The organism is Halomonas sediminis (assembly GCF_044871105.1).
GTDB classification, from domain to species: domain Bacteria; phylum Pseudomonadota; class Gammaproteobacteria; order Pseudomonadales; family Halomonadaceae; genus Vreelandella; species Vreelandella zhuhanensis.
In genome coordinates, this window is the sequence record NZ_CP085246.1 from 196,035 (window position 1) to 218,820 (window position 22,786).

General features: G+C 56.8%; 37 protein-coding genes. 36 read left to right on the forward strand and 1 reads right to left on the reverse strand.

The window, feature by feature from the left end; translation table 11 throughout:
- Positions 1–110 precede the first annotated feature (110 nt).
- From rpsL to LG290_RS01100, 34 genes are all read left to right on the forward strand, one after another.
- Positions 111–485 (forward strand): 30S ribosomal protein S12, encoded by a 375-nt coding sequence (gene rpsL / locus LG290_RS00935; RefSeq protein ID WP_114485793.1) that lies wholly within the window; start codon positions 111–113, stop codon positions 483–485.
- A gap of 157 nt (positions 486–642) precedes the next feature.
- Complete coding sequence (gene rpsG / locus LG290_RS00940) at positions 643–1,113, forward strand: 30S ribosomal protein S7 (protein WP_114485792.1); 471 nt, start codon at positions 643–645, stop codon at positions 1,111–1,113.
- Between the two features lie 164 nt (positions 1,114–1,277).
- On the forward strand, positions 1,278–3,401 hold the full coding sequence (gene fusA, locus LG290_RS00945) for an elongation factor G (RefSeq protein ID WP_499835876.1): 2,124 nt from the start codon (positions 1,278–1,280) through the stop codon (positions 3,399–3,401).
- Positions 3,402–3,430: 29 nt separating this feature from the next.
- A complete protein-coding gene (tuf, locus tag LG290_RS00950) occupies positions 3,431–4,624 on the forward strand; it encodes an elongation factor Tu (RefSeq protein ID WP_160419242.1) in 1,194 nt (397 codons plus the stop codon).
- Positions 4,625–4,784: 160 nt separating this feature from the next.
- On the forward strand, positions 4,785–5,096 hold the full coding sequence (rpsJ, locus tag LG290_RS00955) for a 30S ribosomal protein S10 (RefSeq protein ID WP_114485789.1): 312 nt from the start codon (positions 4,785–4,787) through the stop codon (positions 5,094–5,096).
- Between the two features lie 150 nt (positions 5,097–5,246).
- Positions 5,247–5,885 carry a 50S ribosomal protein L3 gene (gene rplC / locus LG290_RS00960; protein ID WP_499835877.1) on the forward strand — a complete coding sequence of 213 codons (639 nt, stop codon included), beginning with the start codon at positions 5,247–5,249 and terminating at the stop codon, positions 5,883–5,885.
- Positions 5,886–5,900: 15 nt separating this feature from the next.
- On the forward strand, positions 5,901–6,506 hold the full coding sequence (gene rplD / locus LG290_RS00965; RefSeq protein WP_160419244.1) for a 50S ribosomal protein L4: 606 nt from the start codon (positions 5,901–5,903) through the stop codon (positions 6,504–6,506).
- Positions 6,503–6,799 (forward strand): 50S ribosomal protein L23, encoded by a 297-nt coding sequence (gene rplW / locus LG290_RS00970; protein ID WP_160419245.1) that lies wholly within the window; start codon positions 6,503–6,505, stop codon positions 6,797–6,799. The genes rplD and rplW overlap by 4 nt, the downstream gene beginning before the upstream one ends.
- Before the next feature lie 17 nt (positions 6,800–6,816).
- Positions 6,817–7,644, forward strand: coding sequence for a 50S ribosomal protein L2 (gene rplB, locus LG290_RS00975; RefSeq protein WP_160419246.1), 828 nt, complete (start codon positions 6,817–6,819; stop codon positions 7,642–7,644).
- Positions 7,645–7,667: 23 nt separating this feature from the next.
- A complete protein-coding gene (rpsS, locus tag LG290_RS00980) occupies positions 7,668–7,943 on the forward strand; it encodes a 30S ribosomal protein S19 (RefSeq protein WP_160419247.1) in 276 nt (91 codons plus the stop codon).
- A gap of 18 nt (positions 7,944–7,961) precedes the next feature.
- On the forward strand, positions 7,962–8,294 hold the full coding sequence (gene rplV, locus LG290_RS00985; RefSeq protein ID WP_160419248.1) for a 50S ribosomal protein L22: 333 nt from the start codon (positions 7,962–7,964) through the stop codon (positions 8,292–8,294).
- An 11-nt stretch (positions 8,295–8,305) separates the two neighbouring features.
- Positions 8,306–9,004 carry a 30S ribosomal protein S3 gene (rpsC, locus tag LG290_RS00990; protein ID WP_114485782.1) on the forward strand — a complete coding sequence of 233 codons (699 nt, stop codon included), beginning with the start codon at positions 8,306–8,308 and terminating at the stop codon, positions 9,002–9,004.
- A 15-nt stretch (positions 9,005–9,019) separates the two neighbouring features.
- Positions 9,020–9,433, forward strand: coding sequence for a 50S ribosomal protein L16 (gene rplP, locus LG290_RS00995; RefSeq protein WP_114485781.1), 414 nt, complete (start codon positions 9,020–9,022; stop codon positions 9,431–9,433).
- Positions 9,433–9,624, forward strand: a complete 192-nt coding sequence (gene rpmC, locus LG290_RS01000; RefSeq protein ID WP_114485780.1) for a 50S ribosomal protein L29 — start codon at positions 9,433–9,435, stop codon at positions 9,622–9,624. Before rplP ends, rpmC begins: the two co-directional genes overlap by 1 nt.
- 1 nt (position 9,625) lies before the next feature.
- Positions 9,626–9,886, forward strand: a complete 261-nt coding sequence (gene rpsQ, locus LG290_RS01005; RefSeq protein ID WP_114485779.1) for a 30S ribosomal protein S17 — start codon at positions 9,626–9,628, stop codon at positions 9,884–9,886.
- Between the two features lie 50 nt (positions 9,887–9,936).
- Positions 9,937–10,308, forward strand: a complete 372-nt coding sequence (gene rplN / locus LG290_RS01010; protein ID WP_160419249.1) for a 50S ribosomal protein L14 — start codon at positions 9,937–9,939, stop codon at positions 10,306–10,308.
- 14 nt (positions 10,309–10,322) lie between these two features.
- A complete protein-coding gene (rplX, locus tag LG290_RS01015) occupies positions 10,323–10,637 on the forward strand; it encodes a 50S ribosomal protein L24 (protein ID WP_160419250.1) in 315 nt (104 codons plus the stop codon).
- A gap of 18 nt (positions 10,638–10,655) precedes the next feature.
- Positions 10,656–11,195 (forward strand): 50S ribosomal protein L5, encoded by a 540-nt coding sequence (gene rplE, locus LG290_RS01020; protein ID WP_160419251.1) that lies wholly within the window; start codon positions 10,656–10,658, stop codon positions 11,193–11,195.
- A 10-nt stretch (positions 11,196–11,205) separates the two neighbouring features.
- Complete coding sequence (rpsN, locus tag LG290_RS01025) at positions 11,206–11,511, forward strand: 30S ribosomal protein S14 (protein ID WP_160419252.1); 306 nt, start codon at positions 11,206–11,208, stop codon at positions 11,509–11,511.
- Positions 11,512–11,544: 33 nt separating this feature from the next.
- Positions 11,545–11,937: a 30S ribosomal protein S8 gene (gene rpsH / locus LG290_RS01030; RefSeq protein WP_160419253.1), complete on the forward strand. Its 393-nt coding sequence runs from the start codon at positions 11,545–11,547 to the stop codon at positions 11,935–11,937.
- Positions 11,938–11,946: 9 nt separating this feature from the next.
- Positions 11,947–12,477 carry a 50S ribosomal protein L6 gene (gene rplF / locus LG290_RS01035; protein WP_160419254.1) on the forward strand — a complete coding sequence of 177 codons (531 nt, stop codon included), beginning with the start codon at positions 11,947–11,949 and terminating at the stop codon, positions 12,475–12,477.
- Between the two features lie 9 nt (positions 12,478–12,486).
- Positions 12,487–12,837, forward strand: a complete 351-nt coding sequence (gene rplR / locus LG290_RS01040) for a 50S ribosomal protein L18 (RefSeq protein ID WP_160419255.1) — start codon at positions 12,487–12,489, stop codon at positions 12,835–12,837.
- Positions 12,838–12,848: 11 nt separating this feature from the next.
- Entirely contained in the window at positions 12,849–13,349 is a 501-nt protein-coding gene (rpsE, locus tag LG290_RS01045; protein WP_114485772.1) for a 30S ribosomal protein S5, read from the forward strand.
- 5 nt (positions 13,350–13,354) lie between these two features.
- Positions 13,355–13,537, forward strand: a complete 183-nt coding sequence (rpmD, locus tag LG290_RS01050; RefSeq protein ID WP_114485771.1) for a 50S ribosomal protein L30 — start codon at positions 13,355–13,357, stop codon at positions 13,535–13,537.
- A gap of 3 nt (positions 13,538–13,540) precedes the next feature.
- Positions 13,541–13,975 (forward strand): 50S ribosomal protein L15, encoded by a 435-nt coding sequence (gene rplO / locus LG290_RS01055; RefSeq protein ID WP_114485770.1) that lies wholly within the window; start codon positions 13,541–13,543, stop codon positions 13,973–13,975.
- A complete protein-coding gene (gene secY / locus LG290_RS01060) occupies positions 13,976–15,307 on the forward strand; it encodes a preprotein translocase subunit SecY (RefSeq protein ID WP_114485769.1) in 1,332 nt (443 codons plus the stop codon).
- A gap of 28 nt (positions 15,308–15,335) precedes the next feature.
- The gene (rpmJ, locus tag LG290_RS01065; protein WP_009099023.1) at positions 15,336–15,449 is read left to right on the forward strand and encodes a 50S ribosomal protein L36; all 114 of its coding nucleotides are present in this window, start codon (positions 15,336–15,338) and stop codon (positions 15,447–15,449) included.
- Positions 15,450–15,571: 122 nt separating this feature from the next.
- Positions 15,572–15,928 carry a 30S ribosomal protein S13 gene (gene rpsM, locus LG290_RS01070; protein WP_160419256.1) on the forward strand — a complete coding sequence of 119 codons (357 nt, stop codon included), beginning with the start codon at positions 15,572–15,574 and terminating at the stop codon, positions 15,926–15,928.
- Between the two features lie 39 nt (positions 15,929–15,967).
- On the forward strand, positions 15,968–16,354 hold the full coding sequence (rpsK, locus tag LG290_RS01075; protein WP_096276490.1) for a 30S ribosomal protein S11: 387 nt from the start codon (positions 15,968–15,970) through the stop codon (positions 16,352–16,354).
- A 12-nt stretch (positions 16,355–16,366) separates the two neighbouring features.
- Positions 16,367–16,987: a 30S ribosomal protein S4 gene (gene rpsD, locus LG290_RS01080; protein ID WP_160419257.1), complete on the forward strand. Its 621-nt coding sequence runs from the start codon at positions 16,367–16,369 to the stop codon at positions 16,985–16,987.
- A gap of 100 nt (positions 16,988–17,087) precedes the next feature.
- The gene (locus LG290_RS01085) at positions 17,088–18,083 is read left to right on the forward strand and encodes a DNA-directed RNA polymerase subunit alpha (RefSeq protein WP_160419258.1); all 996 of its coding nucleotides are present in this window, start codon (positions 17,088–17,090) and stop codon (positions 18,081–18,083) included.
- A 39-nt stretch (positions 18,084–18,122) separates the two neighbouring features.
- Complete coding sequence (gene rplQ / locus LG290_RS01090) at positions 18,123–18,509, forward strand: 50S ribosomal protein L17 (RefSeq protein WP_114485765.1); 387 nt, start codon at positions 18,123–18,125, stop codon at positions 18,507–18,509.
- A gap of 304 nt (positions 18,510–18,813) precedes the next feature.
- Positions 18,814–20,178: a serine hydrolase gene (locus LG290_RS01095; RefSeq protein ID WP_499835878.1), complete on the forward strand. Its 1,365-nt coding sequence runs from the start codon at positions 18,814–18,816 to the stop codon at positions 20,176–20,178.
- A 113-nt stretch (positions 20,179–20,291) separates the two neighbouring features.
- Entirely contained in the window at positions 20,292–21,137 is an 846-nt protein-coding gene (locus LG290_RS01100; RefSeq protein ID WP_499835879.1) for a DMT family transporter, read from the forward strand.
- On the opposite strand, the gene thiE is transcribed toward LG290_RS01100, so the two are convergent.
- Complete coding sequence (gene thiE, locus LG290_RS01105) at positions 21,115–21,744, reverse strand: thiamine phosphate synthase (protein ID WP_499835880.1); 630 nt, start codon at positions 21,742–21,744, stop codon at positions 21,115–21,117. The genes LG290_RS01100 and thiE overlap by 23 nt on opposite strands.
- A gap of 105 nt (positions 21,745–21,849) precedes the next feature.
- On the opposite strand from thiE, the gene gloA reads away from it, so the two are divergent.
- Both gloA and LG290_RS01115 read left to right on the forward strand, forming a co-directional pair.
- On the forward strand, positions 21,850–22,383 hold the full coding sequence (gene gloA, locus LG290_RS01110; protein WP_499835881.1) for a lactoylglutathione lyase: 534 nt from the start codon (positions 21,850–21,852) through the stop codon (positions 22,381–22,383).
- Positions 22,384–22,407: 24 nt separating this feature from the next.
- A complete protein-coding gene (locus LG290_RS01115; protein WP_160419263.1) occupies positions 22,408–22,776 on the forward strand; it encodes a DUF6164 family protein in 369 nt (122 codons plus the stop codon).
- Positions 22,777–22,786 lie beyond the last annotated feature (10 nt).

A 22,786-nucleotide genomic window follows, 5' to 3' on the forward strand; every position in this document is an offset into this window, starting at 1 on the left:
CGCTTGACGACCAGCATCGTCAGCCATTAGAATGCGCAGCCTTTAACAGTGGGGTGGGTACGCCCGCATCTGCTGGAAGGCAAGGCAACCATTGGAGTCAGCTACACACCATGGCAACAATCAATCAGCTAGTGCGCAAGCCGCGCAAGCGCCCTGTCACCAAGAGTGACGTTCCGGCGCTTCAGGCCTGCCCGCAGAAACGCGGCGTTTGCACCCGCGTCTACACCACCACCCCCAAGAAGCCGAACTCGGCGTTGCGTAAGGTTTGCCGTGTGCGCCTGACCAACGGTTTCGAGGTGTCTTCCTACATCGGTGGTGAAGGGCACAATCTTCAGGAACACTCCGTGGTTCTGATTCGCGGCGGTAGAGTCAAGGATTTGCCCGGTGTGCGCTATCACACCGTGCGCGGCGCCTTGGATACCTCTGGCGTGCAGGGCCGTAAGCAGGGCCGTTCCAAGTACGGTACCAAACGCCCGAAATCCTGATGATATACGGCCAGCAGCAGGTGGTTAACGTCACTTGATGCCGGCAACTCGTCGTTACGTACATGACGGTCTGATAAGAGTAAGGTCGGGCGGCATAGCACAAGCGCTATCGCTAAGTTCCGGGTTTACCTGAAGGATCCTTAATTGAGGGCTTATCATGCCTAGAAGAAGAATTGTAGCCAAACGCGAAATCCTCCCGGATCCCAAGTTCGGAAGTGAGCGTCTGGCAAAGTTCATGAACCACTTGATGGTGAGTGGCAAGAAATCAGTCGCGGAAAGCATCGTCTATGGTGCGCTTGACAAGGTTGCCGAGCGCAGCAAAGAAGAGCCGCTGGAAATCTTTGACAAGGCGCTGGAAACCATTCAGCCCATGGTCGAAGTGAAATCGCGCCGCGTTGGTGGTGCGACTTACCAGGTGCCGGTTGAAGTTCGTCCGTCTCGCCGTCAGGCCCTGGCCATGCGTTGGCTGGTGGATGCGGCGCGTCGTCGCGGTGAAAAAACCATGGTGCAGCGTCTGGCGGGTGAAATGCTCGACGCCGCCGAAGGTAAAGGTTCTGCGGTGAAGAAGCGTGAAGACGTGCATCGTATGGCGGAAGCCAACAAGGCCTTCTCTCACTATCGTTTCTAAGAGCAGCGTTTTCCAAGGGCAGCGTTTCTAAAAGCAATTTTCCAAATGCAGCGTTTCCAAGCTGCAGATGTCGAGAATCAGCTTCTGCCGCCATCGTCAGGCGATGGCGGTCCATCAGAAACGCATCGCTTCACAACGCATCGCCAACCAACGGGAGTTTCACCGTGGCACGCAAGACACCACTTAACCGTTATCGCAATATCGGGATCGTTGCTCACGTCGACGCGGGTAAAACCACCACGACCGAGCGCGTCCTGTTTTACACCGGCCTATCCCACAAGGTTGGTGAAGTTCATGATGGCGCTGCCACCATGGACTGGATGGAGCAGGAGCAGGAGCGTGGTATCACTATCACTTCTGCGGCAACGACCTGTTTCTGGCAGGGTATGAACAAGCAGTTCCCCGAGCACCGCATCAATATTATCGACACCCCAGGGCACGTTGACTTCACTATCGAAGTCGAGCGTTCCTTGCGCGTACTCGATGGTGCCGTGGTGGTGCTGTGTGGCTCCTCCGGCGTACAGCCGCAGACCGAAACGGTATGGCGCCAGGCCAACAAGTATGAAGTTCCGCGCATGGTGTTCGTCAACAAGATGGACCGTACCGGTGCTGACTTCTTCATGGTTGTCGAGCAGCTCAAGGAGCGTCTCGGTGCCAAGGCCGTGCCGATCCAGATCAACTGGGGCACCGAAGAAGACTTCAAGGGCGTTATCGACCTGATCCAGATGAAGGGTATTCTCTGGAATGAAGACGACAAGGGCATGACCTACGATCTGGTCGATATTCCTGCCGAACTTCAGGAAACCGCTGAAAAGTACCGCGAGGAGATGGTCGAAGCCGCTGCGGAAGGCACTGATGAGCTGATGGACAAGTATCTCGAAGGTGTAGAGCTGACCATCGAGGAAATCAAGGCCGGTCTGCGTGCGCGGACTCTGGCCAATGACGTCGTTCTGGTGACCTGTGGTAGCGCCTTCAAGAACAAGGGCGTGCAAGCCGTTCTGGATGGCGTGATCGAATACATGCCGTCGCCGACCGAAGTCAAGCCCATCGAAGGTGAGCTGGACGATAAGGACGGCACCATCGAGACCCGTGAAGCGAACGACGAGGCGCCCTTTGCTGCCCTGGCGTTCAAGATCGCCACGGATCCCTTCGTGGGTACTCTGACCTTTATTCGCGTTTATTCCGGGGTGCTTAACTCGGGTGACGGCGTCTTCAATTCGGTCAAGAGCAAGAAAGAGCGTGTCGGTCGTATCGTGCAGATGCATGCCAACTCGCGTGAAGAGATCAAGGAAGTGCGTGCCGGCGATATCGCCGCCTGTATCGGCATGAAAGATGTCACCACCGGCGACACGCTGTGTGATATCAATCACAAGATCGTCCTTGAGCGGATGGAATTCCCTGATCCGGTGATCTCGGTTGCCGTCGAGCCGAAGTCCAAGGCTGACCAGGAAAAGATGGGTGTGGCACTGGGCAAGCTCGCCCAGGAAGACCCCTCCTTCCAGGTCAAGACCGACGAAGAAACCGGCCAGACCATCATCTCCGGTATGGGTGAGCTGCACCTGGACATTCTCGTCGATCGCATGCGTCGTGAATTCAAGGTTGAAGCGAACATTGGTAAGCCGCAGGTTGCTTACCGTGAAACCATTCGCGGTAGCATCGAGCAGGAAGGTAAGTTCGTTCGTCAGTCCGGTGGTCGCGGCCAGTATGGTCATGTGCACCTGCGCATCGAACCGCTTACCTATGACGAGAAAGGCGAGGGGGAGGACGAAATCTTCTTCAAGTTCGTCAATGAAATCGTCGGTGGTGTGGTTCCCAAGGAATACATCCCGGCTGTCGAAAAAGGGGCTTACGAGCAGCTGAAGAACGGGGTCATCGCGGGTTACCCGATGATTGACGTGAAAGTCACGCTGTACGATGGTTCCTTCCACGACGTGGACTCCAACGAGACCGCGTTCAAGATTGCTTCTTCCATGGCGGTCAAAGAAGGTGCCAGGAAAGCCAAGGCCGTGCTGCTGGAACCGGTGATGAAGGTCGAGGTCGTGACCCCCGAGGAATTTATGGGTGACGTCATGGGCGACCTGAACCGTCGTCGCGGTCTGGTGCAGGGCATGGATGACTCCTCAATGGGTAAGGTCATCCGTGCAACGGTGCCGCTGGGTGAGATGTTCGGTTATGCAACCGATCTGCGCTCTCAGTCCCAGGGCCGTGCGAGCTACTCTATGGAGTTCGCGAAGTACGACGAGGCGCCCTCCAGCGTCGTAGAAGCCGTCATCAACCAAAACGGTTAACCGTTAGCTAACGTAAAGAGGTTATAGCAGTGGCTAAGGAAAAATTTGAACGTTCCAAACCGCACGTCAACGTCGGTACCATCGGTCACGTTGACCACGGTAAAACGACTCTGACAGCAGCCCTGACTCGTGTTTCCGCCGAGGTTTTCGGTGGTAAATGGAGCGAGTTCGATGCCATCGACAATGCACCGGAAGAGCGTGAGCGCGGTATCACCATCGCCACCTCTCACGTCGAGTATCAGTCCGAGTCGCGTCATTATGCGCACGTCGACTGCCCGGGGCACGCCGACTACGTCAAGAACATGATCACCGGTGCTGCGCAGATGGACGGCGCTATCCTGGTCTGTTCCGCTGCTGACGGCCCGATGCCGCAGACTCGCGAGCACATCTTGCTGTCTCGCCAGGTCGGCGTTCCGTACATCGTCGTGTTCCTGAACAAGGCGGACATGGTCGACGACGAAGAGCTGCTCGAGCTGGTCGAAATGGAAGTGCGTGAACTGCTCGACCAGTACGACTTCCCGGGTGACGACACGCCGATCATCACTGGTTCCGCGCTGATGGCGCTGAACGGTGAAGATGAGAACGGCATGGGTACTACCGCTGTTGCTAATTTGATCAAGGCACTGGATGAGTACATTCCGGAGCCGGAGCGTGCCATCGATCAGCCGTTCCTGATGCCGATCGAAGACGTGTTCTCCATCTCCGGCCGCGGTACCGTGGTAACCGGTCGTGTTGAGCGCGGTGTGGTCAAAGCGGGTGAAGAAGTGGAAATCGTGGGTATTCGCGATACCACTAAAACCGTCGTGACCGGTGTCGAAATGTTCCGCAAGTTGCTCGACGAAGGTCGTGCGGGTGAGAACGTCGGCGCCCTGTTGCGTGGCACCAAGCGTGATGACGTCGAGCGTGGCCAGGTCCTGGCCAAGCCGGGCAGCATCAACCCGCACACTGTCTTCGAAGCTGAAGTCTATGTGTTGTCCAAAGAAGAAGGTGGCCGTCATACGCCTTTCTTCAAGGGCTACCGTCCGCAGTTCTACTTCCGTACCACCGACGTGACGGGTACTTGTGAACTGCCGGAAGGTGTGGAAATGGTCATGCCGGGTGACAACGTTCAGATGGTTGTTACCTTGATCGCTCCGATCGCTATGGATGATGGTCTGCGCTTCGCTATTCGTGAAGGCGGTCGTACCGTCGGTGCGGGCGTTGTAGCCAAGATCATCAAGTAAGACTGTTACTTGAATGATCAAGGGGGCTCAGCTGAGCCCCCTTTTCTGCGCACCGGCAGTGAAGTGTTTGACACTCACTTCTGGCGTGCCTATAATGCGCATCCTTTGAATGCGTGGGTAGACGGCTCGCGCCGTCAACATCCATGGGAGTTTAGGGCAAATGCAGAACCAGAAGATTCGCATTCGGTTGAAAGCATTCGACCATCGCCTGATCGATCAGTCCACGGCGGAGATCGTAGAAACCGCCAAGCGTACTGGTGCTCAGGTTCGTGGTCCGATACCGCTGCCGACCAATCGCGAGCGTTTTACCATTCTGATTTCACCGCACGTCAACAAGGATGCGCGTGATCAGTATGAGATTCGTACGCACAAGCGTGTGCTCGACATTGTCGAACCCACTGAAAAGACTGTCGATGCATTGATGAAGCTCGATCTCGCCGCTGGCGTAGACGTTCAAATCAAGCTCGACTAACCACACTAGACACTCGCGGCCCAGCGCCTGGCATCAGAACGCCAAGCAGCAGCCGCCACGCCGAGATGGCGCCATACAATGTGCTAGTGGAATGCTCTGGAAAGGGCAGCCATAGCGGGTGACAGCCCCGTACACTATAGGAGACTGAACATGACTATCGGTTTAGTCGGTAAGAAGGCGGGCATGACTCGTGTCTTCACCGAAGATGGCGCTTCCGTGCCTGTAACCGTTATTGAAGTTGAGCCTAACCGCATCACTTGCGTGAAATCGGTCGAATCCGATGGTTACGCTGCGGTTCAGGTGACAGCTGGCTCCCGCAAAGCCAAGCACCTTACCAAAGCCCGGGCAGGTCTATTTGCCAAGGCAGGTGTGGAGGCTGGTCGTTCGCTGAAGGAGTTCCGCCTGACAGAAGGTGACGAGACTCCCCAAGTAGGCGGCGAATTCACCGTATCCCTCTTCGAAGCTGGTCAGATGGTCGACGTGACCGGCACCTCCAAGGGTAAAGGTTTCCAGGGTGCTGTTAAGCGCTGGAACTTCCGTACCCAGGACATGACCCACGGTAACTCTCTGTCGCATCGCGCGCCGGGTTCCATCGGCATGTGTCAAACACCAGGTCGCGTTTTCAAGGGCAAGAAAATGGCCGGTCAGATGGGCAACGTCCGCTGTACCGTTCAGAGCCTCGAAATCGTCCGTGTTGACGCCGAGCGTAATCTGCTGCTGATCAAAGGCGCCGTACCGGGAGCAACCGGTAGTGACGTCATCGTGCGCAGCGCCGTGAAAGCAGGCTGAAGGGGATAATTACCAATGAATCTGAATCTTGCTGCAGGCGCGGGTACCGTTGAAGTAGCCGACGCCACTTTTGGCAAAGAATTCAACGAGGCGCTGGTTCACCAGGTTGTCACTGCCTATTTGGCTGGTGGCCGCCAGGGAACTCGCGCCCAGAAAAACCGTTCCGATGTGCGCGGTGGTGGTAAGAAGCCGTGGCGTCAGAAGGGTACCGGCCGTGCACGTGCCGGCACTATCCGTTCTCCGCTGTGGCGCAGCGGCGGCGTGACCTTCGCGGCACGTCCGCAAGATCACAGCCAGAAGGTCAACCGCAAGATGTACCGTGCGGCAATGCGTTCGATCCTGTCTGAGCTGATACGTCAAGAGCGTTTGGTCGTCATCGAAGAGTTCACAGTCGATGCGCCCAAGACCAAGCAGGTTGCTGCCAAGCTGAAAGAGTTGAACCTTGAAAAGGTGTTGATCGTCACTGAAGACGTCAACGAGACGCTCTATCTGGCCGCCCGTAACCTTCCCCATGTAGATGTGGTGGATGTTGCGGCAGCTGACCCGGTGAGTCTGGTTGCCTTCGACAAGGTGCTGGTCACCGTCTCCGCCCTACGTAAATTCGAGGAGAAGCTGGCATGAACCAGGAACGCGTATTCAAGGTTCTGCTTGGACCACACGTGACCGAAAAGGCCGCGATGGCCGCCGAGCGTAACCAGTACGTTTTCAAGGTGGCGAGTGATGCCACCAAGCCCGAGATCAAGAAAGCCGTTGAGATTCTGTTCGGCAAGAAGGTCAATGGCGTTCAGGTATTGAACGTCAAGGGTAAAACCAAGCGTACTGCAAACGGCATCGGCCAACGCAAGGGTTACCGCAAGGCATATGTGACCCTGGCCGCGGGCGAAACGCTCGAAGACTTCTCTGGCGCCGAATAAGGGCAGGAGTACGGATAATGGCAATCGTCAAGACCAAACCCACATCCGCCGGTCGTCGTCACGTCGTCAAGATCGTTGGCGATGGGCTGTATAAGGGCCGCGCTTATGCGCCGTTGCTCGAAAAACAGTCCAAGTCCGGTGGCCGTAATAATAACGGTCGCATCACCACCCGCCACGTGGGCGGTGGTCACCGTCAGCACTATCGGATTGTTGATTTCAAGCGTATCAAGGATGGCGTTCCTGCCACCGTTGAACGTCTGGAATACGACCCGAACCGTAGTGCCAACATTGCGCTGCTCAAGTATGCCGATGGCGAGCGTCGCTACATCATTGCGCCCAAGGGCGTAGCGGTAGGCGACAAGCTGGAATCCGGCGTCAACGCCGCCATCAAGAAAGGCAATGCTTTGCCGCTGCGTAACATCCCGCTGGGTTCCACGGTGCATTGCATCGAGCTCAAGCCGGGCAAGGGCGCGCAAATCGCTCGCAGTGCCGGCACCAGCGCGCAGCTCGTAGCGCGTGAAGGTAATTACGCCACCTTGCGGTTACGCTCCGGCGAAATGCGCAAGATCCTGGCTGAATGCCGCGCGACTTTGGGTGAAGTGGGCAATTCCGAGCACAGCCTGCGTCAACTTGGCAAGGCCGGTGCGAAGCGTTGGAGAGGTGTGCGTCCGACAGTTCGCGGTGTTGCGATGAACCCGGTGGATCACCCGCACGGTGGTGGTGAAGGCCGTTCAAGCGGTGGCCGTCACCCGGTATCACCCTGGGGTGTCCCGACCAAGGGTCACAAGACTCGCAAGAACAAGCGCACCGACAAGCTTATCATTCGTCGCCGCAAGTCCAAGTAACAGACATTTAAGGGGTAACGGCTGTGCCACGTTCACTAAAGAAAGGTCCTTTCATCGACCTTCATCTTTTAAAGAAGGTTGAGGTTGCAGTGGAGAAGAGCGATCGCAAACCGATCAAGACTTGGTCGCGTCGCTCCATGATTCTACCGAATATGGTAGGACTCACCATTGCAGTCCATAACGGTCGCCAACACGTCCCGGTGCACGTCTCCGAGGAAATGGTTGGCCACAAGCTGGGCGAATTCGCTGCCACCCGCACTTACCGTGGGCATGTGGCGGACAAGAAAGCCAAACGGTAAGCCAAAGAGGATTGAGAGATGGAAGTCACAGCTAAGCTGCGTGGCGCTCGTTTATCCGCCCAGAAGGCCCGTTTGGTGGCTGACCAGGTGCGCGGTAAACCGGTCGACCAAGCACTCGACCTGCTGACCTTCTCACCGAAGAAGGCTGCCAAGCTGGTCAAGAAAGTGCTTCAGTCCGCCATTGCAAACGCGGAAGAAAACGACGGCATGGATATCGATGAGCTGCGTGTCTCGACCATCTGCGTCGATGAGGGTATGACGCTCAAGCGCATCCGTCCGCGCGCCAAGGGCCGTGCGGATCGCATTCTGAAGCGCACTTGCCACATCACCGTCAAGGTAGCCGAGAAGTAGGAGTCGACCAGATGGGTCAAAAAGTCAATCCAACAGGCATCCGACTAGGCATCGTCAAAGACCATGCTTCTGTCTGGTATGCTGAGCGCGGCGCTTACGCCGATAAGCTCAATAACGATCTCGTAGTGCGCAGCTTTCTGGAGGAGCGTCTAAAAAACGCCTCCGTGAGCCGTATTCACATCGAGCGTCCGGCGAACAATGCTCGCATCACCATTCACACTGCCCGTCCGGGTATCGTGATCGGCAAGAAGGGCGAAGATGTTGATCGTCTGCGCCGTGACCTTACCCAGATGATGGGTGTGCCGGTGCATGTGAACATTGAAGAAGTTCGCAAGCCGGAGCTGGATGCCAAGCTAGTCGCTGCTAACGTAGCGGGTCAGCTTGAGCGTCGCGTCATGTTCCGTCGTGCGATGAAGCGCGCGGTACAGAACGCCATGCGTCTGGGTGCCGGTGGCATCAAGATTCAGCTGTCTGGTCGTCTTGGTGGTGCTGAAATCGCACGTACCGAATGGTACCGCGAAGGTCGTGTTCCGCTGCATACCCTGCGTGCGGATATCGACTACGCCACTTACGAAGCTCACACCACCTATGGCGTTATCGGCGTCAAAGTGTGGATCTTCAAGGGTGAAATCCTCGGCGGTATCGAGGAAGTACGTGCCAAGGCCAAACAGCCTGCCGGCAACGCGCCCAAGAAGAAAGGTTCCAGGTAAGGGGAGAGCGAGTCGATGTTACAGCCCAAGCGCATGAAATTCCGCAAGATGATGAAAGGCCGCAACCGTGGCCTGGCGCATCGCGGAAGCAAGATCAGCTTCGGGGAATATGGCCTCAAGGCTACCGGTCGCGGCCGCGTTACTGCGCGCCAGATCGAAGCCGGCCGTCGTGCGATCACCCGTCACGTCAAGCGTGGCGGCAAGATCTGGATCCGCGTCTTCCCTGATAAGCCGATTTCCAAGAAGCCGCTCGAAGTTCGTATGGGTAAAGGGAAGGGCTCGGTCGAGTACTGGGTAGCCCAGATCCAGCCGGGTCGGGTCCTGTATGAGATCGAAGGTGTTTCGGAAGAGTTGGCGCGTGAAGCGTTCACTCTCGCTGCACAGAAGATGCCCATATCCACCACCTTTGCAAAACGGACGGTGATGTGATGATAGCCAACGAAATTCGTGAAAAGTCAGTCGGTGAACTGCGTGAGCAGCTCCTCGAACTCCTCCGCGAGCAGTTCAACCTGCGCATGCAGAAGGCCACCGGCCAACTCAGCCAGACTCATCTGCTCAAGCAGGTCCGTCGGGATATCGCCCGCGTGAAGACTGTGCTTAACGAGAAGGCAGGGGACTGAGATGGCCGAAGAGAAAAAAACCCGGACGCTCACCGGTAAAGTGGTGAGCGACAAGATGGACAAGTCCATCGTTGTAATGATCGAGCGTCGTGAGCGTCACCCGATCTACGGAAAATACGTAAAGCGCTCCACCAAGCTGCACGCCCATGATGAAACGAACCAGGCAAAGGCAGGCGATACGGTTTCCATTCAGGAATGCCGTCCGCTTTCCAAGAAGAAAGCTTGGTCGCTCGTCGAGGTGGTTGAGCAGGCGAAAGGCTAACGCCCAGGTCTGTCAAACCAGTGCAGTCAGATTAGGTTTGGAGAAAACCGATGATTCAGACTCAGACAATGCTGGATGTCGCCGACAACAGCGGAGCGCGCCGGGTGCAATGCATCAAGGTGTTAGGCGGTTCACACCGTCGCTACGCTCGTATTGGTGATGTCATCAAAGTAACGGTGAAGGAAGCTATTCCGCGCGGCAAGGTCAAAAAAGGCCAGGTGCTGAAAGCGGTAGTGGTTCGGACCCGTAGTGGCGTCCGTCGTCCAGACGGTTCGCTGATCCGTTTCGATGGAAATGCGGCTGTTTTGTTGAACAACACTAACGAACAACCGATCGGTACCCGTATCTTCGGGCCGGTAACTCGTGAACTGCGCAACGAAAGGTTCATGAAGATCATTTCCTTGGCGCCTGAAGTGCTGTAAGGAGCGAGGCGGATATGCAAAAAATCAAACGTGACGATGAAGTCATCGTCATCGCCGGGAAGGATAAAGGCAAGCGTGGCACGATTAAGCGGGTGTTGGAAAACCGCTTTGTCGTGTCCGGTGTGAACATGATCAAGCGTCACACCAAGCCGAATCCCACGGCGGGAAATCAGGGCGGTATCGTCGAGCGCGAGGCTCCGATTCACGCGTCCAACGTGGCCATCTTCAATTCGGAGACCGGTAAGGCGGATCGCGTCGGCTTCCAAGTGAAGGAAGACGGTACCAAGGTACGTATCTACAAGTCGACGCAGACGCAGATCGACGCCTAACGCGAGTCGGGTAGCAAAATGGCGAACTTGAAAGAACGTTATCAAAACGAGGTAGTAGCTCAACTCCGTGAGCAGTTTAGCTACGCCAACGTGATGCAGGTACCCCGGGTCACGAAAGTGACACTGAACATGGGTATCGGCGACGCGGTCAGCGATAAAAAGCTGATCGACAATGCCAGCGGTGACTTGGAAAAGCTTTCCGGTCAAAAGCCGCTGGTGACGAAGGCACGCAAGTCCATCGCGGGCTTCAAGGTGCGTGAAGGTTGGCCAATCGGCATCAAGGTAACCCTGCGCGCTGAGCGCATGTGGGACTTCCTGGACCGCTTGGTAAACATCGCGATACCCCGCGTGCGTGACTTCCGTGGTCTCAACCCGAAGTCCTTCGACGGTCGCGGCAACTACTCCATGGGGGTGCGTGAGCAGATCATCTTCCCGGAGATCGAGTATGATAAAATCGATCGTATTCGGGGGCTGGACGTCACCATCACCACTACAGCCAACACCGACGAGGAAGGTCGCGCGTTACTTACCGCGCTGAACTTCCCGTTCAAGAAATAAGGTTGGGATCATGGCAAAGAAAAGCATGGTAGAGCGTGAGCTCAAGCGCACCAAGCTGGTCGAGAAATATGCGGCCAAGCGCACTGGACTCAAGGCGATCATCCACGATGTGAATGCTTCTGAGGAAGACCGCTTCGAGGCGACGCTGAAGCTACAGCAGCTACCGCGCGACTCGAGCCCGGTACGCCAGCGTAACCGCTGCCGTATCACCGGTCGTCCGCACGGCTTTTACACCAAGTTCGGCCTCGGCCGTAACAAGTTGCGTGAAGCCGCCATGCGTGGCGATGTCCCTGGACTCAAGAAGTCCAGCTGGTAACCGTCACGTAGCATTATCAGGAGCGCACATTAAATGAGCATGCAAGATACTCTGGCGGATATGTTGACTCGTATCCGCAATGCGCAGATGGCCACCAAGGAGACGGTCACCATGCCGTCCTCCAAGCTGAAGGTCGAGGTGGCCCAAGTGCTGAAAGACGAGGGCTACATCACCGACCTCACGGTAAGCGAAGGCGTCAAGCCCGAGCTGACCGTGACCCTCAAGTACTTTGAGGGCAAGCCGGTAATCGAACATCTGCAACGGGTTTCCAAGCCTTCTTTGCGCCGCTATAAGGGCAAAGATGATTTGCCCAAGGTCGCCGATGGTCTGGGTATCGCGATTGTCACTACCTCCAACGGGGTAATGACCGATCGCGCCGCACGTCAGGCGGGTGTCGGTGGCGAAGTCATCTGCACCGTATTCTAGGAGGCTGATATGTCCCGTATAGCCAAATATCCGGTTAAAGTGCCTACCGGTGTCGACATCAAGATTGATGGCGACAAGCTGACCGTCAAAGGCGGCCAGGGCACGCTGTCCATGTCCATTCACCAAGATGTGGTGATTGGCCAGGAAGATGGCAAACTGACCTTCGCCCCAAGCGAAAGCGCCAAGAGCTGGGCGATGGCCGGTACTACCCGCGCCTTGGTTCAGAACCTGGTCACGGGCGTATCCGAGGGCTTTACCAAGTCGCTCGAAATTATCGGCGTCGGTTATCGTGCCCAGGCCAAGGGCCAGACGCTCAACCTTTCACTGGGCTTCTCGCACCCGGTCGACTACGAACTGCCTGAAGGTGTTACAGCGGAAACGCCGAAAAACACCATTATCGTGCTGAAAAGCGCTGATAAGCAGGCACTCGGTCAGTGCGCCGCAGAAATCCGCGCATTCCGTCCGCCTGAACCCTATAAGGGCAAGGGTGTTCGGTACGTCGACGAGCAGGTGCGTCGCAAAGAAGCCAAGAAGAAGTAAGGCAGGGTTATGAACGCGAAGAAAGAATCTCGTCTCCGTCGTGCCCGCCGCGCTCGCGCCAAGATCCGCGAGCTGGGCGTGTATCGCCTGTGCGTCAACCGTACCCCGCGTCACATCTATGCGCAGATTATCTCGCCGGATGGTGGCAAGGTGCTGGCCAGCGCTTCTACGCTGGACAAGGCGCTGCGTGAAGGTGCGACCGGTAATTCAGAGGCAGCCACGAAAGTGGGCGCCCTGATTGCCGAACGTGCTAAAGAAGCAGGCATCACCCAGGTGGCCTTCGACCGTGCTGGTTTCCAATATCACGGTCGCGTCAAGGCTCTGGCCGACGCCGCTCGTGAAGGCGGCCTGGAATTCTAAAGGGTTTTACGATGGCGAAGAACGAACAGAACAACGGCGATCTGCAAGAAAAATTAGTGCAGGTTAACCGTGTCGCCAAGGTGGTCAAGGGTGGTCGTATTTTCGGCTTCACCGCTTTGACTGTCGTTGGTGATGGTAAAGGTCGTGTCGGTTTCGGTCGTGGCAAGGCGCGTGAAGTGCCTATCGCGATTCAGAAAGCGATGGATCAGGCCCGTCGCAACATGGTCAAGGTCAACCTCAGCGGCCATACGCTGCAGTACCCGGTAAAGGCCCGCCACGGCGCCTCCAAGGTGTACATGCAGCCGGCTTCTGAAGGTACCGGGATCATTGCCGGTGGCGCCATGCGCTCCGTGCTTGAACTGGCCGGCGTCCATGACGTCCTGGCCAAATGCTACGGTTCCACCAACCCGGTGAACGTGGTACGGGCGACCGTTAAAGGTCTCGCGTCCATGCAAGGGCCGGAAGACGTGGCCGCCAAGCGCGGTCTGTCAGTCGAAGCGATCACGGGGTAAACACCATGGCAGCAACGATCAAGGTTACCCAGATCCGCAGTACCATCGGCATCTTGCCCAAGCACAAGGCCACAATGAAAGGCCTGGGTCTGCGTCGCATCGGTCACACGGTTGAGCTGGAAGACACCCCTGCCGTGCGCGGCATGGTCCACAAGGTAACTTACCTTGTGCGCGTTGAGGGAGAGTAATCCATGAAACTCAATACTTTGAGCCCGGCACCGGGCTCCAAACACGCCGCAAAGCGGGTTGGTCGTGGTATCGGCTCCGGTCTGGGTAAGACCGGCGGCCGTGGTCACAAAGGGCAAAAAGCCCGGAGTGGCGGTAGCGTCAAGCCTGGTTTTGAAGGCGGTCAGATGCCTTTGCAGCGTCGTTTGCCGAAATTCGGCTTCTCGTCTGCGAAATCGCGTGTATCTGAAGAAGTCCGTCTGGATGAGCTTGCCAAGGTTGCCGGTGACGACGTCACTCTGGAAACCTTGAAGCAGGCAAATGTGCTGAAGGATGCCACGCTGCATGCGAAAATCATCCTTTCCGGCGAACTGAACAAGGCGGTTACAGTGCGCGGTATCAAGGTCACCCAGGGTGCCCGTACCGCAATCGAAGCCGCCGGTGGCAAGGTAGAGGACTAAATGGCCAAGTCAGGAAACATGCCGGCGACAGGCAGCGGTCTGAGTGAACTGTGGGCGCGTCTGCGCTTCGTGCTCCTCGCCATCGTGGTGTACCGTATCGGTGCCCACATCCCCGTGCCCGGTATCAATCCTGACCAGCTTGCTGCCTTGTTCAGGGAGCAACAGGGCACCATCCTGGGCATGTTCAACATGTTCTCGGGTGGTGCGCTGGAGCGCATGAGTGTTCTCGCCTTGGGCATCATGCCCTATATCTCGGCGTCGATCATCATGCAGCTATTGACTGCGGTTTCACCCCATCTTGAGCAGCTCAAGAAGGAGGGTGAGGCTGGCCGCCGCAAGATCAGCCAGTACACACGCTACGGCACAGTATTGCTGGCGTTCGTGCAAGCCACCGGCATGTCGGTCGGGCTGGCGAGCCAAGGCATTGCTTACAGTGCCGACTTCAGCTTCTTCTTCACCGCAGTCGTGACGTTTGTCTCGGGTGCGGTGTTCATGATGTGGCTAGGGGAGCAGATTACCGAAAAGGGGATCGGCAACGGTATTTCGTTGTTGATCTTCGCCGGTATCGTCGCCGGGTTGCCCAGCGCCGTGGGCCAGGCTTTCGAGCTTGCCCGCAACGAGGGCGCCTGGAACGTGCTTCCACTGTTGGCATTGACTGTGCTAGGTGTCGCCACCGTGGCCTTCGTGGTATTCATTGAGCGCGGTCAACGCCGCCTGAAAGTGAACTATCCACGGCGCCAGGTTGGCAACAAGATGTATGCGGGACAAAGCAGTTATCTTCCTCTGAAGGTTAATATGGCCGGCGTTATTCCTGCCATCTTTGCTTCCAGTATTCTGCTGTTTCCGGCCTCTATCGGTCAGTGGGTAGGTGCTGGTGAAGGCATGGAGTGGTTGCAGCGTGCCTCTCAGGCTCTCGGGCCTGGGCAGCCGCTTTACATCTTGCTTTTCGCGGCGGCAGTGGTATTCTTCTGCTTCTTTTACACAGCGCTGGTCTTCAACCCCAAGGATGTGGCTGACAATCTCAAAAAGTCAGGCGCCTTCCTGCCAGGTATTCGCCCCGGCGAGCAGACCGCTCGTTATATCGACAAGGTCATGACTCGTCTGACCCTGTTCGGTGCCTTGTATATCACTGCGGTTTCCCTGATGCCCCAGTTTTTGATCGTGGCGTGGAACGTACCGTTCTTTTTCGGTGGTACGTCACTTCTGATCGTGGTGGTGGTCATCATGGACTTCATGGCCCAGGTGCAATCGCATCTCATGTCGAATCAATATGACTCGGTGATGAAGAAGTCCAACCTGAAAGGCTACGGTAGCGGCGGTATCATGCGCTGAAAGCGCCGCAGACCGATTGGAGAGAACGATGAAAGTTCGAGCTTCCGTAAAGAAAATGTGCCGTAACTGTAAGATCATTCGTCGCAATGGCGCTGTCCGCGTCATCTGCATCGAACCGCGGCACAAGCAGCGTCAGGGCTGAGCCCTACACTGTTTTAAGCGGGCGCCGGCATGCCTCTTGCCTCAAGGTGAGTTAAGGGGTATGCTGTTGCGCCTTTTGTAGATGAACAATCGAGCAAGCCGCTCAAATTTCGGAGTAAGCTGATGGCCCGTATTGCAGGCGTCAATATCCCGGACAACAAGCATGCGGCGATCTCGCTGACCTATATCTTCGGGATTGGCCGTACTCGCGCACAGGCACTTTGTGTTGCGACCGGCATCACGCCGACCACCAAGATCCAGGCACTTTCCAGCGAAGAGCTGGACGCCCTGCGTTCTGAAGTCGGCAAGTATACCGTTGAAGGTGACCTTCGTCGTGATGTGACGCTTAATATCAAGCGTCTCATGGACTTGGGTTGCTACCGTGGTCTGCGTCATCGTCGTAGTCTTCCGCTGCGTGGTCAGCGGACCAAGACTAACGCGCGTACCCGTAAGGGCCCGCGTAAGCCGATCCGCAAATAACACGCACGTTCTGGCGTAAAGACAGGAATAGACATCAACATGGCTAACCCGCGCAGTAACCGTAAAAAGGTTAAAAAGCAGGTAGTGGATGCCATTGCGCATATCCATGCCTCTTTTAACAACACGATCGTGACGATCACAGACCGCCAGGGCAATGCTCTTTCTTGGGCAACTGCCGGTGGTTCGGGTTTTCGTGGTTCTCGCAAGAGCACCCCGTTCGCTGCTCAAGTAGCAAGTGAACGTGCAGCTACCGCTGCAGCCGAGTATGGTGTGAAAAACGTCGACGTGCTGGTCAAAGGCCCAGGTCCCGGCCGTGAATCCGCCGTGCGCGCACTGAATGCCGCCGGCTTCCGCGTGCAAAGCATCACCGACGCGACGCCCATTCCCCATAATGGCTGCCGTCCGCCGAAGAAACGCCGCGTTTAAGGAGACAGATTCATGGCTCGTTATATTGGACCCAAGTGCAAACTGTCTCGTCGGGAAGGTACCGATCTCTTTCTGAAGAGTGGTGTGACTCCCTTCGAGAAGAAGTGCAAATCCGAGCAGATTCCGGGTGTGCACGGCCAGCGTCGTCAGCGTCTTTCCGACTACGGCTTGCAGCTTCGCGAGAAGCAGAAAGTACGTCGTATGTATGGCGTACTCGAAAAGCAGTTCCGCAACTACTACAAAGAAGCCGCACGCCTGAAAGGCGCCACCGGTGAAGTGTTGTTGCAGTTGCTGGAATCCCGACTGGACAACGTCGTCTACCGCATGGGCTTCGGCTCGACTCGCTCTGAAGCGCGTCAGCTGGTCAGTCACAAGGCGATCTCCGTCAACGGACGCACCGTCAATGTGGCTTCCTATCAGGTTAAGCCCGGCGATGTGGTTTCCGTTCGTGAGAAGGCGAAGAACCAGGTCCGCATTCAAAGCGCATTGTCCATCTCGGCCAATCGTGGTGATGTGGTCTGGATCGAAATCGACGCCAAGAAGATGGAAGGCACTTTCAAGGCTCTGCCTGAACGCGGTGACCTGTCTGCCGACATCAACGAAAACCTGATCGTCGAACTGTACTCCAAGTAAGCAGTTTTCTGCTTCTTGTTGACCTGGCGGTACATGATGTGTATCCGTCGGGTCATCTCCGAGTACCAAGTATCCGTTTGGCAGCCTGAAAGGTGTTCATATGCAGCGTTCAGTGACAGAGTTTCTCCGTCCGCGCGACATCAAGGTCGAAGAAATCAGCGCACATCACGCCAAAATCGTGCTCGAGCCGTTCGAGCGTGGCTTTGGCCACACCCTGGGGAATGCACTGCGTCGCATTCTGCTCTCGTCCATGCCCGGCTGTGCCGTGGTGGAAGCCGAGATTGCGGGTGTCGAGCACGAGTACAGTGCGATTGAAGGGGTGCAGGAAGATGTTATTGAAATCCTCCTGAACTTGAAAGATGTCGCGATCAAGATGCACAGCCGCGACGAGGCGGTGCTCTCGCTGAACAAGCAGGGCCCGGCCGTCGTGACTGCGGGTGATATCACGCTTGATCATAGCGTCGAAATCGTTAATCCGGATCACGTCATTGCCCACGTCAACGAAGGTGCCGAGCTTAAGATTCAGCTCAAGGTCGCTTTGGGTCGTGGTTACGAGCCGGCTGATACTCGCGGTTCCGATGAGGAAACCCGCACTATTGGTCGCCTGCAGCTGGATGCCACCTTCAGTCCTGTCCGTCGTGTTTCCTATTCCGTGGAAGCTGCCCGTGTCGAGCAACGTACCGACCTGGACAAGCTGATCATTGATCTGGAAACCGATGGAACCTTGGATCCGGAAGAGGCTATCCGTCGGAGTGCGACCATCCTGCAAGAGCAGCTGGCCGCGTTCGTCGATCTGGAAGCCGACAAGGAACAGGAAGTCGAAGAGGAAGAGGATCACGTCGATCCCATCCTGCTGCGCCCCGTAGACGATCTCGAGTTGACCGTTCGCAGTGCCAACTGTCTGAAGGCCGAGAATATTTATTACATCGGCGATCTGATCCAGCGTACAGAAGTAGAGCTGTTGAAGACGCCGAACCTCGGCAAGAAGTCCTTGAATGAAATCAAGGATGTGTTGGCAGCGCGTGGTCTGTCCCTAGGCATGCGGCTGGAAAACTGGCCGCCGGCTAGCCTGAAGGACGACAAGGCCTCCGCGTGAGCGTCGACTTGAGTCCCAGTTTGGTAAGGAATCACAACCATGCGTCATCGTAAGAGTGGTCGTCATCTGAATCGCACCAGCTCGCACCGCAAGGCCATGTTCAAGAACATGTCCGTGTCTCTGGTCGAGCATGAAGTAATCAGAACAACCCTGCCCAAGGCCAAGGAACTGCGTCGTCACCTCGAGCCGCTGATCACCCTGGCCAAGCAGGATAGCATCGCCAACCGTCGTTTGGCATTTGCTCGCACGCGTTCCAAGGAAGCGGTGGGTAAATTGTTCAACGAATTGGGACCGCGTTATGCAGAGCGTCCGGGTGGTTACATCCGTATTCTCAAGTGCGGCTTCCGCACCGGCGACAATGCCCCCATGGCATACGTCGAGCTGGTTGACCGTCCGGTCGTCGAAGAAGCTGCTGCAGAAGAGTAACTTTGCAGGCCTCATCGGCACCTATCGAAAACCGATCCTCCGGGGTCGGTTTTTTTATATCTGAGAAAGCTGCTTTTCTAACATAAGGCTTGTGCTGGATGGGTAATATGGCAAGGTAAGGCAGTAACGTTTATCCGCAGGACTGTACGCACAGCCGAATATCCTCATAATGGTCGCCTATTGACTTGCTATGGCTATTCGCTTGTGTAGAGCGTTGTTCTGTTTGCTATGCTTTCAAAAATATGCTTGATCAAAAACAAGGCGCTACCAGCGCTGCCGCGATATCTCGATCCAAGGGGAACTCATGAAACCTTTTCTTGCACGCTCCCAGCCTGGCTGTACCGCTCTGCTACTCATGTTGGTTTTTTTGTTTGGCTCCTTGGCGGAGGCTAATCCGCGTTATGCCGGTATCGTGGTGGACCTGGATAACGGCGAAGTGCTGTACGCCGAAAATGCTGATGCACGGCGCTATCCGGCTTCGCTGAGTAAGATGATGACCCTGTACCTCTTATTTGAAGCTCTCGAACGGGGCAGTCTGAAGCTGCATCAGCCCTTGCCGGTCTCCAGCCAGGCGGCGGCCATGCCGGCAGTCAAGTTATGGCTGGCGGCGGGAAGCTCGATCGAAGTGGACGATGCGATTCGAGCCTTGACGGTGCGCTCCGCCAACGATGTAGCGGCGGTGGTGGCTGAGGCATTGGCGGGCAGTGAGCGCCAGTTTGCCCGTCTTATGACCCAGAAAGCCCGTGAGCTGGGTATGCAGGCCACGACGTTTCGCAATGCCTCTGGGTTGCCCGACGCTGCTCAGGTCTCCAGCGCGCGCGATATGCTGACGCTTGCGGTTCGGGTAAGGCAGGATTTTCCTGAGTATTTCCATTATTTTGCCCTTCAGGAGTTCACTTATCGCGGCACCCGGCATACCAGCCACAATCGACTGGTGCGTAATTACCCGGGAGCGGATGGCATGAAAACCGGTTTCATTCGGGCCTCGGGGTTCAATGTGGCGACCACCGCCCAACGTGGAAGCCGTCGGTTGATGGCCATCGTGATGGGCGGCCTTACCGCCCAATCACGCGATGCTCACATGGCGGACCTTCTTGATCGGGGTTTTCTACGCGCCTCGTTGCGTGATCAGCGTACCTGGCTGGCCAGTGCCAGTATTTCTACCGAGTACATGAGCTTTCCTGCTTACCAGCCGGCCGACAACAGTCCTGCCACACAACCGCTGATGGCCGCGCTGGCAGCTACTTCAGCGCCTGTTGCTTCCCCTTCCCCCGTGGAGAACAACGCTGCCGCCAGAGCGATAGCCTCCGTGTCTGCCGCGACAGCAACCCAGGATGCGCCGGTGCAGGAGATGGGCTCTGCGGATGATCCAGTAGCCCGTTTCCTTCAACGTGAGCGTGAGATGGCAGCCAACACCGCCTCCGGCCAATGGGGTATTCAGGTGGGCGCTTTCAGCCAGGCCGCTCATGCACGGCAATTGGCCCAGCAAGCGGCACGACGTTTGACTCAGGAATTCCACCAGGCGCGAGTCACTGTGGAAACATTGCAAGGTGGCCCGCCGATGTTCCGGGCACGTCTCGTCGATTTCCAGGAAGATCAGGCGCGCCAGGCGTGCATGCAGCTTCAAGCGGGAGGCATGGACTGCATGGTGGTTAACGCCAGCCTTTAACAATCGCTTGTTTTTCGCGCACCCCGCCGGTTGCAAGATCGGCGGGGTGCGCGTTTCTGCCAAAAGCCGTGAGGAAAAAAATGGAGTCGTCGTCGCTAAAGGGAATCGGCTGCATGTGCCTGGGCGTATTGTTTCTGGCCTTGGGCGATGCGGTATCCAAGTGGCTGGGAGAAACCCATTCGCCGGTGCAGATTATCTTTTTTCGTACGCTGGTCTCGTTACCGCTGATCGCCTTGCTGGCCCATTTCGGGGGCGGTTTGCGCAAGCTGCGTACCCGGCGACCGGGTGTCCATCTGATCCGCGGGCTTATCTATACCGGCACCATGGGCTGTTTCGTGCTCGGCCTGACGTTATTGCCGCTTGCCGAAGCCACGGCGATAGCCTTCGTGGCGCCATTGTTTGTGACGCTGCTTTCGGTACCCTTGCTGGGTGAGCGCATCGCGCCCCCGGTACTGGCGGCCTCGCTGGTCGGATTTCTCGGTGTGCTGATCGTGGTACGTCCGGGTGGCGACGCCTTTGGCCTGGGGGCATTGGTGATGATTGGTGCCGCTGTCTTTTACGCGCTCATGATGATTACCGCCCGGCGGTATGGCGCCCGTGAACACCTCTGGGCCATGGTGTTCTACATGTCCCTGGTGCCGCTGATGATTACGGCAGCCATATTGCCATGGGTATGGCAAACGCCGTTACCCTGGCATTGGCTGGGGTTTCTCGGGGCGGGAATATTCGGGGTCGGAGCCACCGCTTTCATTACCCTGGCGTTTCGCTTCGCCCCGGCGGCTATTGCGGCGCCGTTTGATTACACCGCCATGCTTTGGGCGGTTGGCCTGGGATGGTGGTTCTGGGGAGAAATTCCAGATGCATGGGTGTTGCTGGGCAGCATCCTGATCATCGGCAGCGGCCTGGCGATTGCCTACCATGATCGCCGCACCACACTTAAACGGCGCCCCAGTGCTTGAGCAGCTGTCTCGCTGAAGCTTCAGGGTCGGGCTGACCACAGATGGCGCTTACCAGTGCAGCGCCGTCCACACCCGTCTGGCGTACGTCTCGCATATGCTGGGTTTTCAATCCCCCGATAGCCACACAGGGTAACGGGCTTGCTTCAGCCAATGTGGCGAGCCCTGCAAACCCCAGCGGTTGAGCATGATCGCGCTTGCTCGGCGTTGCGAACACCGGCCCTAGGCCCAAGTAATCCAGCAGCTCGATGGGCGCCTTGGCAAGTTGCTCCGGCGTATTGATGGAAAGCCCGATGATCGCCTCTGGGCCCAGTGCTGCCCGGGCCTCAAGGGCTGCGGTGTCGCTTTGTCCCAGATGCAGGCCATCCGCGCCACTGGCTAACGCCACGTTCAAACGATCGTTGATGATCAAGGGCACGCCGGTACCGGAAAGGGCAGCTTTCAAACGCTTGGCCTGGTTTATCATCTTTTCATCGCCGGTCTGCTTGTTGCGTAGCTGCACCACCGTTACGCCACCTTTCACGGCGGCCATCACTGTGTGTTCCAAGCCGTAGGCCCGGCAGAGCTCCGTATCAGTGACCAGATAAAGCGTTAGGTCAGGTCGCCTCATGGGGATGATTCTCCGAGTCAGGGTTGGGCTGGGTGTCGATAGTATTGGACGCGAGCATTGAACGGTAGGATAAGATGAGGCTCGAATTAGTTAAAGGAGATACGCATGAGCTTTGCTGGTGAGCAGTATCCCGGCGTCGAAAAACCTGCGCCACAAGCAAAAGGGTTTCGCTTGAATCACAGCATGTTGCGAGTCAAGGACCCGCAAAAGGCCTTGGCATTCTATTCGAAAATCCTGGGCATGCGGGTGTTGCGGCGGCTGGATTTCGAGGAAATGCAATTCTCGTTGTATTTCCTGGCGAACCTGGAAAATGCTGACCAGGTTCCCGAAGACACGGCGCAGCGTACTGTCTGGACGTTCAATCAGAAAGGCCTGCTCGAGCTGACCCACAACTGGGGCACCGAGACGCAGGAAGATTTTTCCTACCACGATGGCAATACCGAGCCCCAAGGCTTTGGCCATATCTGTTTCTCGGTGCCGGACCTGGAGGCCGCTCAGGCGTGGTTCGATGAGAACGAAGTGGAATTCATCAAGCGTGCCGACCAAGGCAAGATGAAGGATGTCATCTTCATCAAGGATGTCGACGGTTACTGGATCGAGGTTGTCGAAGCGGCGCGAATGGGTGCCATGGGCGACTAGCCTAGGCGTGAACGGGGAGTACTAATGGCTAAACTTTTGTTTCGCCTGCATAACGTCACGGATGAAGAAGCCGGCGAGGTGCGCGATCTGCTGGTGTCCCATGGCTTTGATACCTACGAAACCCATGCCGGGTTTTTTCGCATGGGGGTTGAGGCGATCTGGCTGCGAGATGAAGGCCAACTCGACCGGGCGCGTGCAGTGCTCGATGACTACCAGCGGGCACGCGGCACGCGAGTGCGAGCCGAACACCAGGAGGCTCTGGCCCGGGGTGAGGCACCGACCCTGTGGCGTCGGTTGGCGGCTCACCCTGTTCAGGTCCTGCTGGTGTTGATTGCCGTGGCATTGATCGGCGCAATTTCATTGCTGCCCTTCATGACCATGCTCAGTGACTGAAGGCTCAATC

Bases quoted from the DNA above. Each gene is read 5' to 3' on its own strand.
- rpsM (WP_160419256.1), top strand. From the start codon at position 15,572: ATGGCCCGTATTGCAGGCGTCAATATCCCGGACAACAAGCATGCGGCG.
- rplP (WP_114485781.1), top strand. From the start codon at position 9,020: ATGTTACAGCCCAAGCGCATGAAATTCCGCAAGATGATGAAAGGCCGC.
- rpsC (WP_114485782.1), top strand. From the start codon at position 8,306: ATGGGTCAAAAAGTCAATCCAACAGGCATCCGACTAGGCATCGTCAAA.
- rplC (WP_499835877.1), top strand. From the start codon at position 5,247: ATGACTATCGGTTTAGTCGGTAAGAAGGCGGGCATGACTCGTGTCTTC.
- rpsL (WP_114485793.1), top strand. From the start codon at position 111: ATGGCAACAATCAATCAGCTAGTGCGCAAGCCGCGCAAGCGCCCTGTC.
- rpsE (WP_114485772.1), top strand. From the start codon at position 12,849: ATGGCGAAGAACGAACAGAACAACGGCGATCTGCAAGAAAAATTAGTG.
- rpmJ (WP_009099023.1), top strand. From the start codon at position 15,336: ATGAAAGTTCGAGCTTCCGTAAAGAAAATGTGCCGTAACTGTAAGATC.
- rpsN (WP_160419252.1), top strand. From the start codon at position 11,206: ATGGCAAAGAAAAGCATGGTAGAGCGTGAGCTCAAGCGCACCAAGCTG.
- secY (WP_114485769.1), top strand. From the start codon at position 13,976: ATGGCCAAGTCAGGAAACATGCCGGCGACAGGCAGCGGTCTGAGTGAA.
- rpsD (WP_160419257.1), top strand. From the start codon at position 16,367: ATGGCTCGTTATATTGGACCCAAGTGCAAACTGTCTCGTCGGGAAGGT.
- LG290_RS01100 (WP_499835879.1), top strand. From the start codon at position 20,292: ATGTGCCTGGGCGTATTGTTTCTGGCCTTGGGCGATGCGGTATCCAAG.
- rplR (WP_160419255.1), top strand. From the start codon at position 12,487: ATGAACGCGAAGAAAGAATCTCGTCTCCGTCGTGCCCGCCGCGCTCGC.
- rplQ (WP_114485765.1), top strand. From the start codon at position 18,123: ATGCGTCATCGTAAGAGTGGTCGTCATCTGAATCGCACCAGCTCGCAC.
- rplN (WP_160419249.1), top strand. From the start codon at position 9,937: ATGATTCAGACTCAGACAATGCTGGATGTCGCCGACAACAGCGGAGCG.
- rplE (WP_160419251.1), top strand. From the start codon at position 10,656: ATGGCGAACTTGAAAGAACGTTATCAAAACGAGGTAGTAGCTCAACTC.
- thiE (WP_499835880.1), bottom strand. From the start codon at position 21,744: ATGAGGCGACCTGACCTAACGCTTTATCTGGTCACTGATACGGAGCTC.
- rplB (WP_160419246.1), top strand. From the start codon at position 6,817: ATGGCAATCGTCAAGACCAAACCCACATCCGCCGGTCGTCGTCACGTC.
- rpmD (WP_114485771.1), top strand. From the start codon at position 13,355: ATGGCAGCAACGATCAAGGTTACCCAGATCCGCAGTACCATCGGCATC.
- LG290_RS01095 (WP_499835878.1), top strand. From the start codon at position 18,814: ATGAAACCTTTTCTTGCACGCTCCCAGCCTGGCTGTACCGCTCTGCTA.
- LG290_RS01115 (WP_160419263.1), top strand. From the start codon at position 22,408: ATGGCTAAACTTTTGTTTCGCCTGCATAACGTCACGGATGAAGAAGCC.
- rplF (WP_160419254.1), top strand. From the start codon at position 11,947: ATGTCCCGTATAGCCAAATATCCGGTTAAAGTGCCTACCGGTGTCGAC.
- rpsG (WP_114485792.1), top strand. From the start codon at position 643: ATGCCTAGAAGAAGAATTGTAGCCAAACGCGAAATCCTCCCGGATCCC.
- rplV (WP_160419248.1), top strand. From the start codon at position 7,962: ATGGAAGTCACAGCTAAGCTGCGTGGCGCTCGTTTATCCGCCCAGAAG.
- rplX (WP_160419250.1), top strand. From the start codon at position 10,323: ATGCAAAAAATCAAACGTGACGATGAAGTCATCGTCATCGCCGGGAAG.
- rpsH (WP_160419253.1), top strand. From the start codon at position 11,545: ATGAGCATGCAAGATACTCTGGCGGATATGTTGACTCGTATCCGCAAT.
- rpsJ (WP_114485789.1), top strand. From the start codon at position 4,785: ATGCAGAACCAGAAGATTCGCATTCGGTTGAAAGCATTCGACCATCGC.
- gloA (WP_499835881.1), top strand. From the start codon at position 21,850: ATGAGCTTTGCTGGTGAGCAGTATCCCGGCGTCGAAAAACCTGCGCCA.
- rpmC (WP_114485780.1), top strand. From the start codon at position 9,433: ATGATAGCCAACGAAATTCGTGAAAAGTCAGTCGGTGAACTGCGTGAG.
- rplD (WP_160419244.1), top strand. From the start codon at position 5,901: ATGAATCTGAATCTTGCTGCAGGCGCGGGTACCGTTGAAGTAGCCGAC.
- LG290_RS01085 (WP_160419258.1), top strand. From the start codon at position 17,088: ATGCAGCGTTCAGTGACAGAGTTTCTCCGTCCGCGCGACATCAAGGTC.
- rplW (WP_160419245.1), top strand. From the start codon at position 6,503: ATGAACCAGGAACGCGTATTCAAGGTTCTGCTTGGACCACACGTGACC.
- rpsK (WP_096276490.1), top strand. From the start codon at position 15,968: ATGGCTAACCCGCGCAGTAACCGTAAAAAGGTTAAAAAGCAGGTAGTG.
- rpsQ (WP_114485779.1), top strand. From the start codon at position 9,626: ATGGCCGAAGAGAAAAAAACCCGGACGCTCACCGGTAAAGTGGTGAGC.
- rplO (WP_114485770.1), top strand. From the start codon at position 13,541: ATGAAACTCAATACTTTGAGCCCGGCACCGGGCTCCAAACACGCCGCA.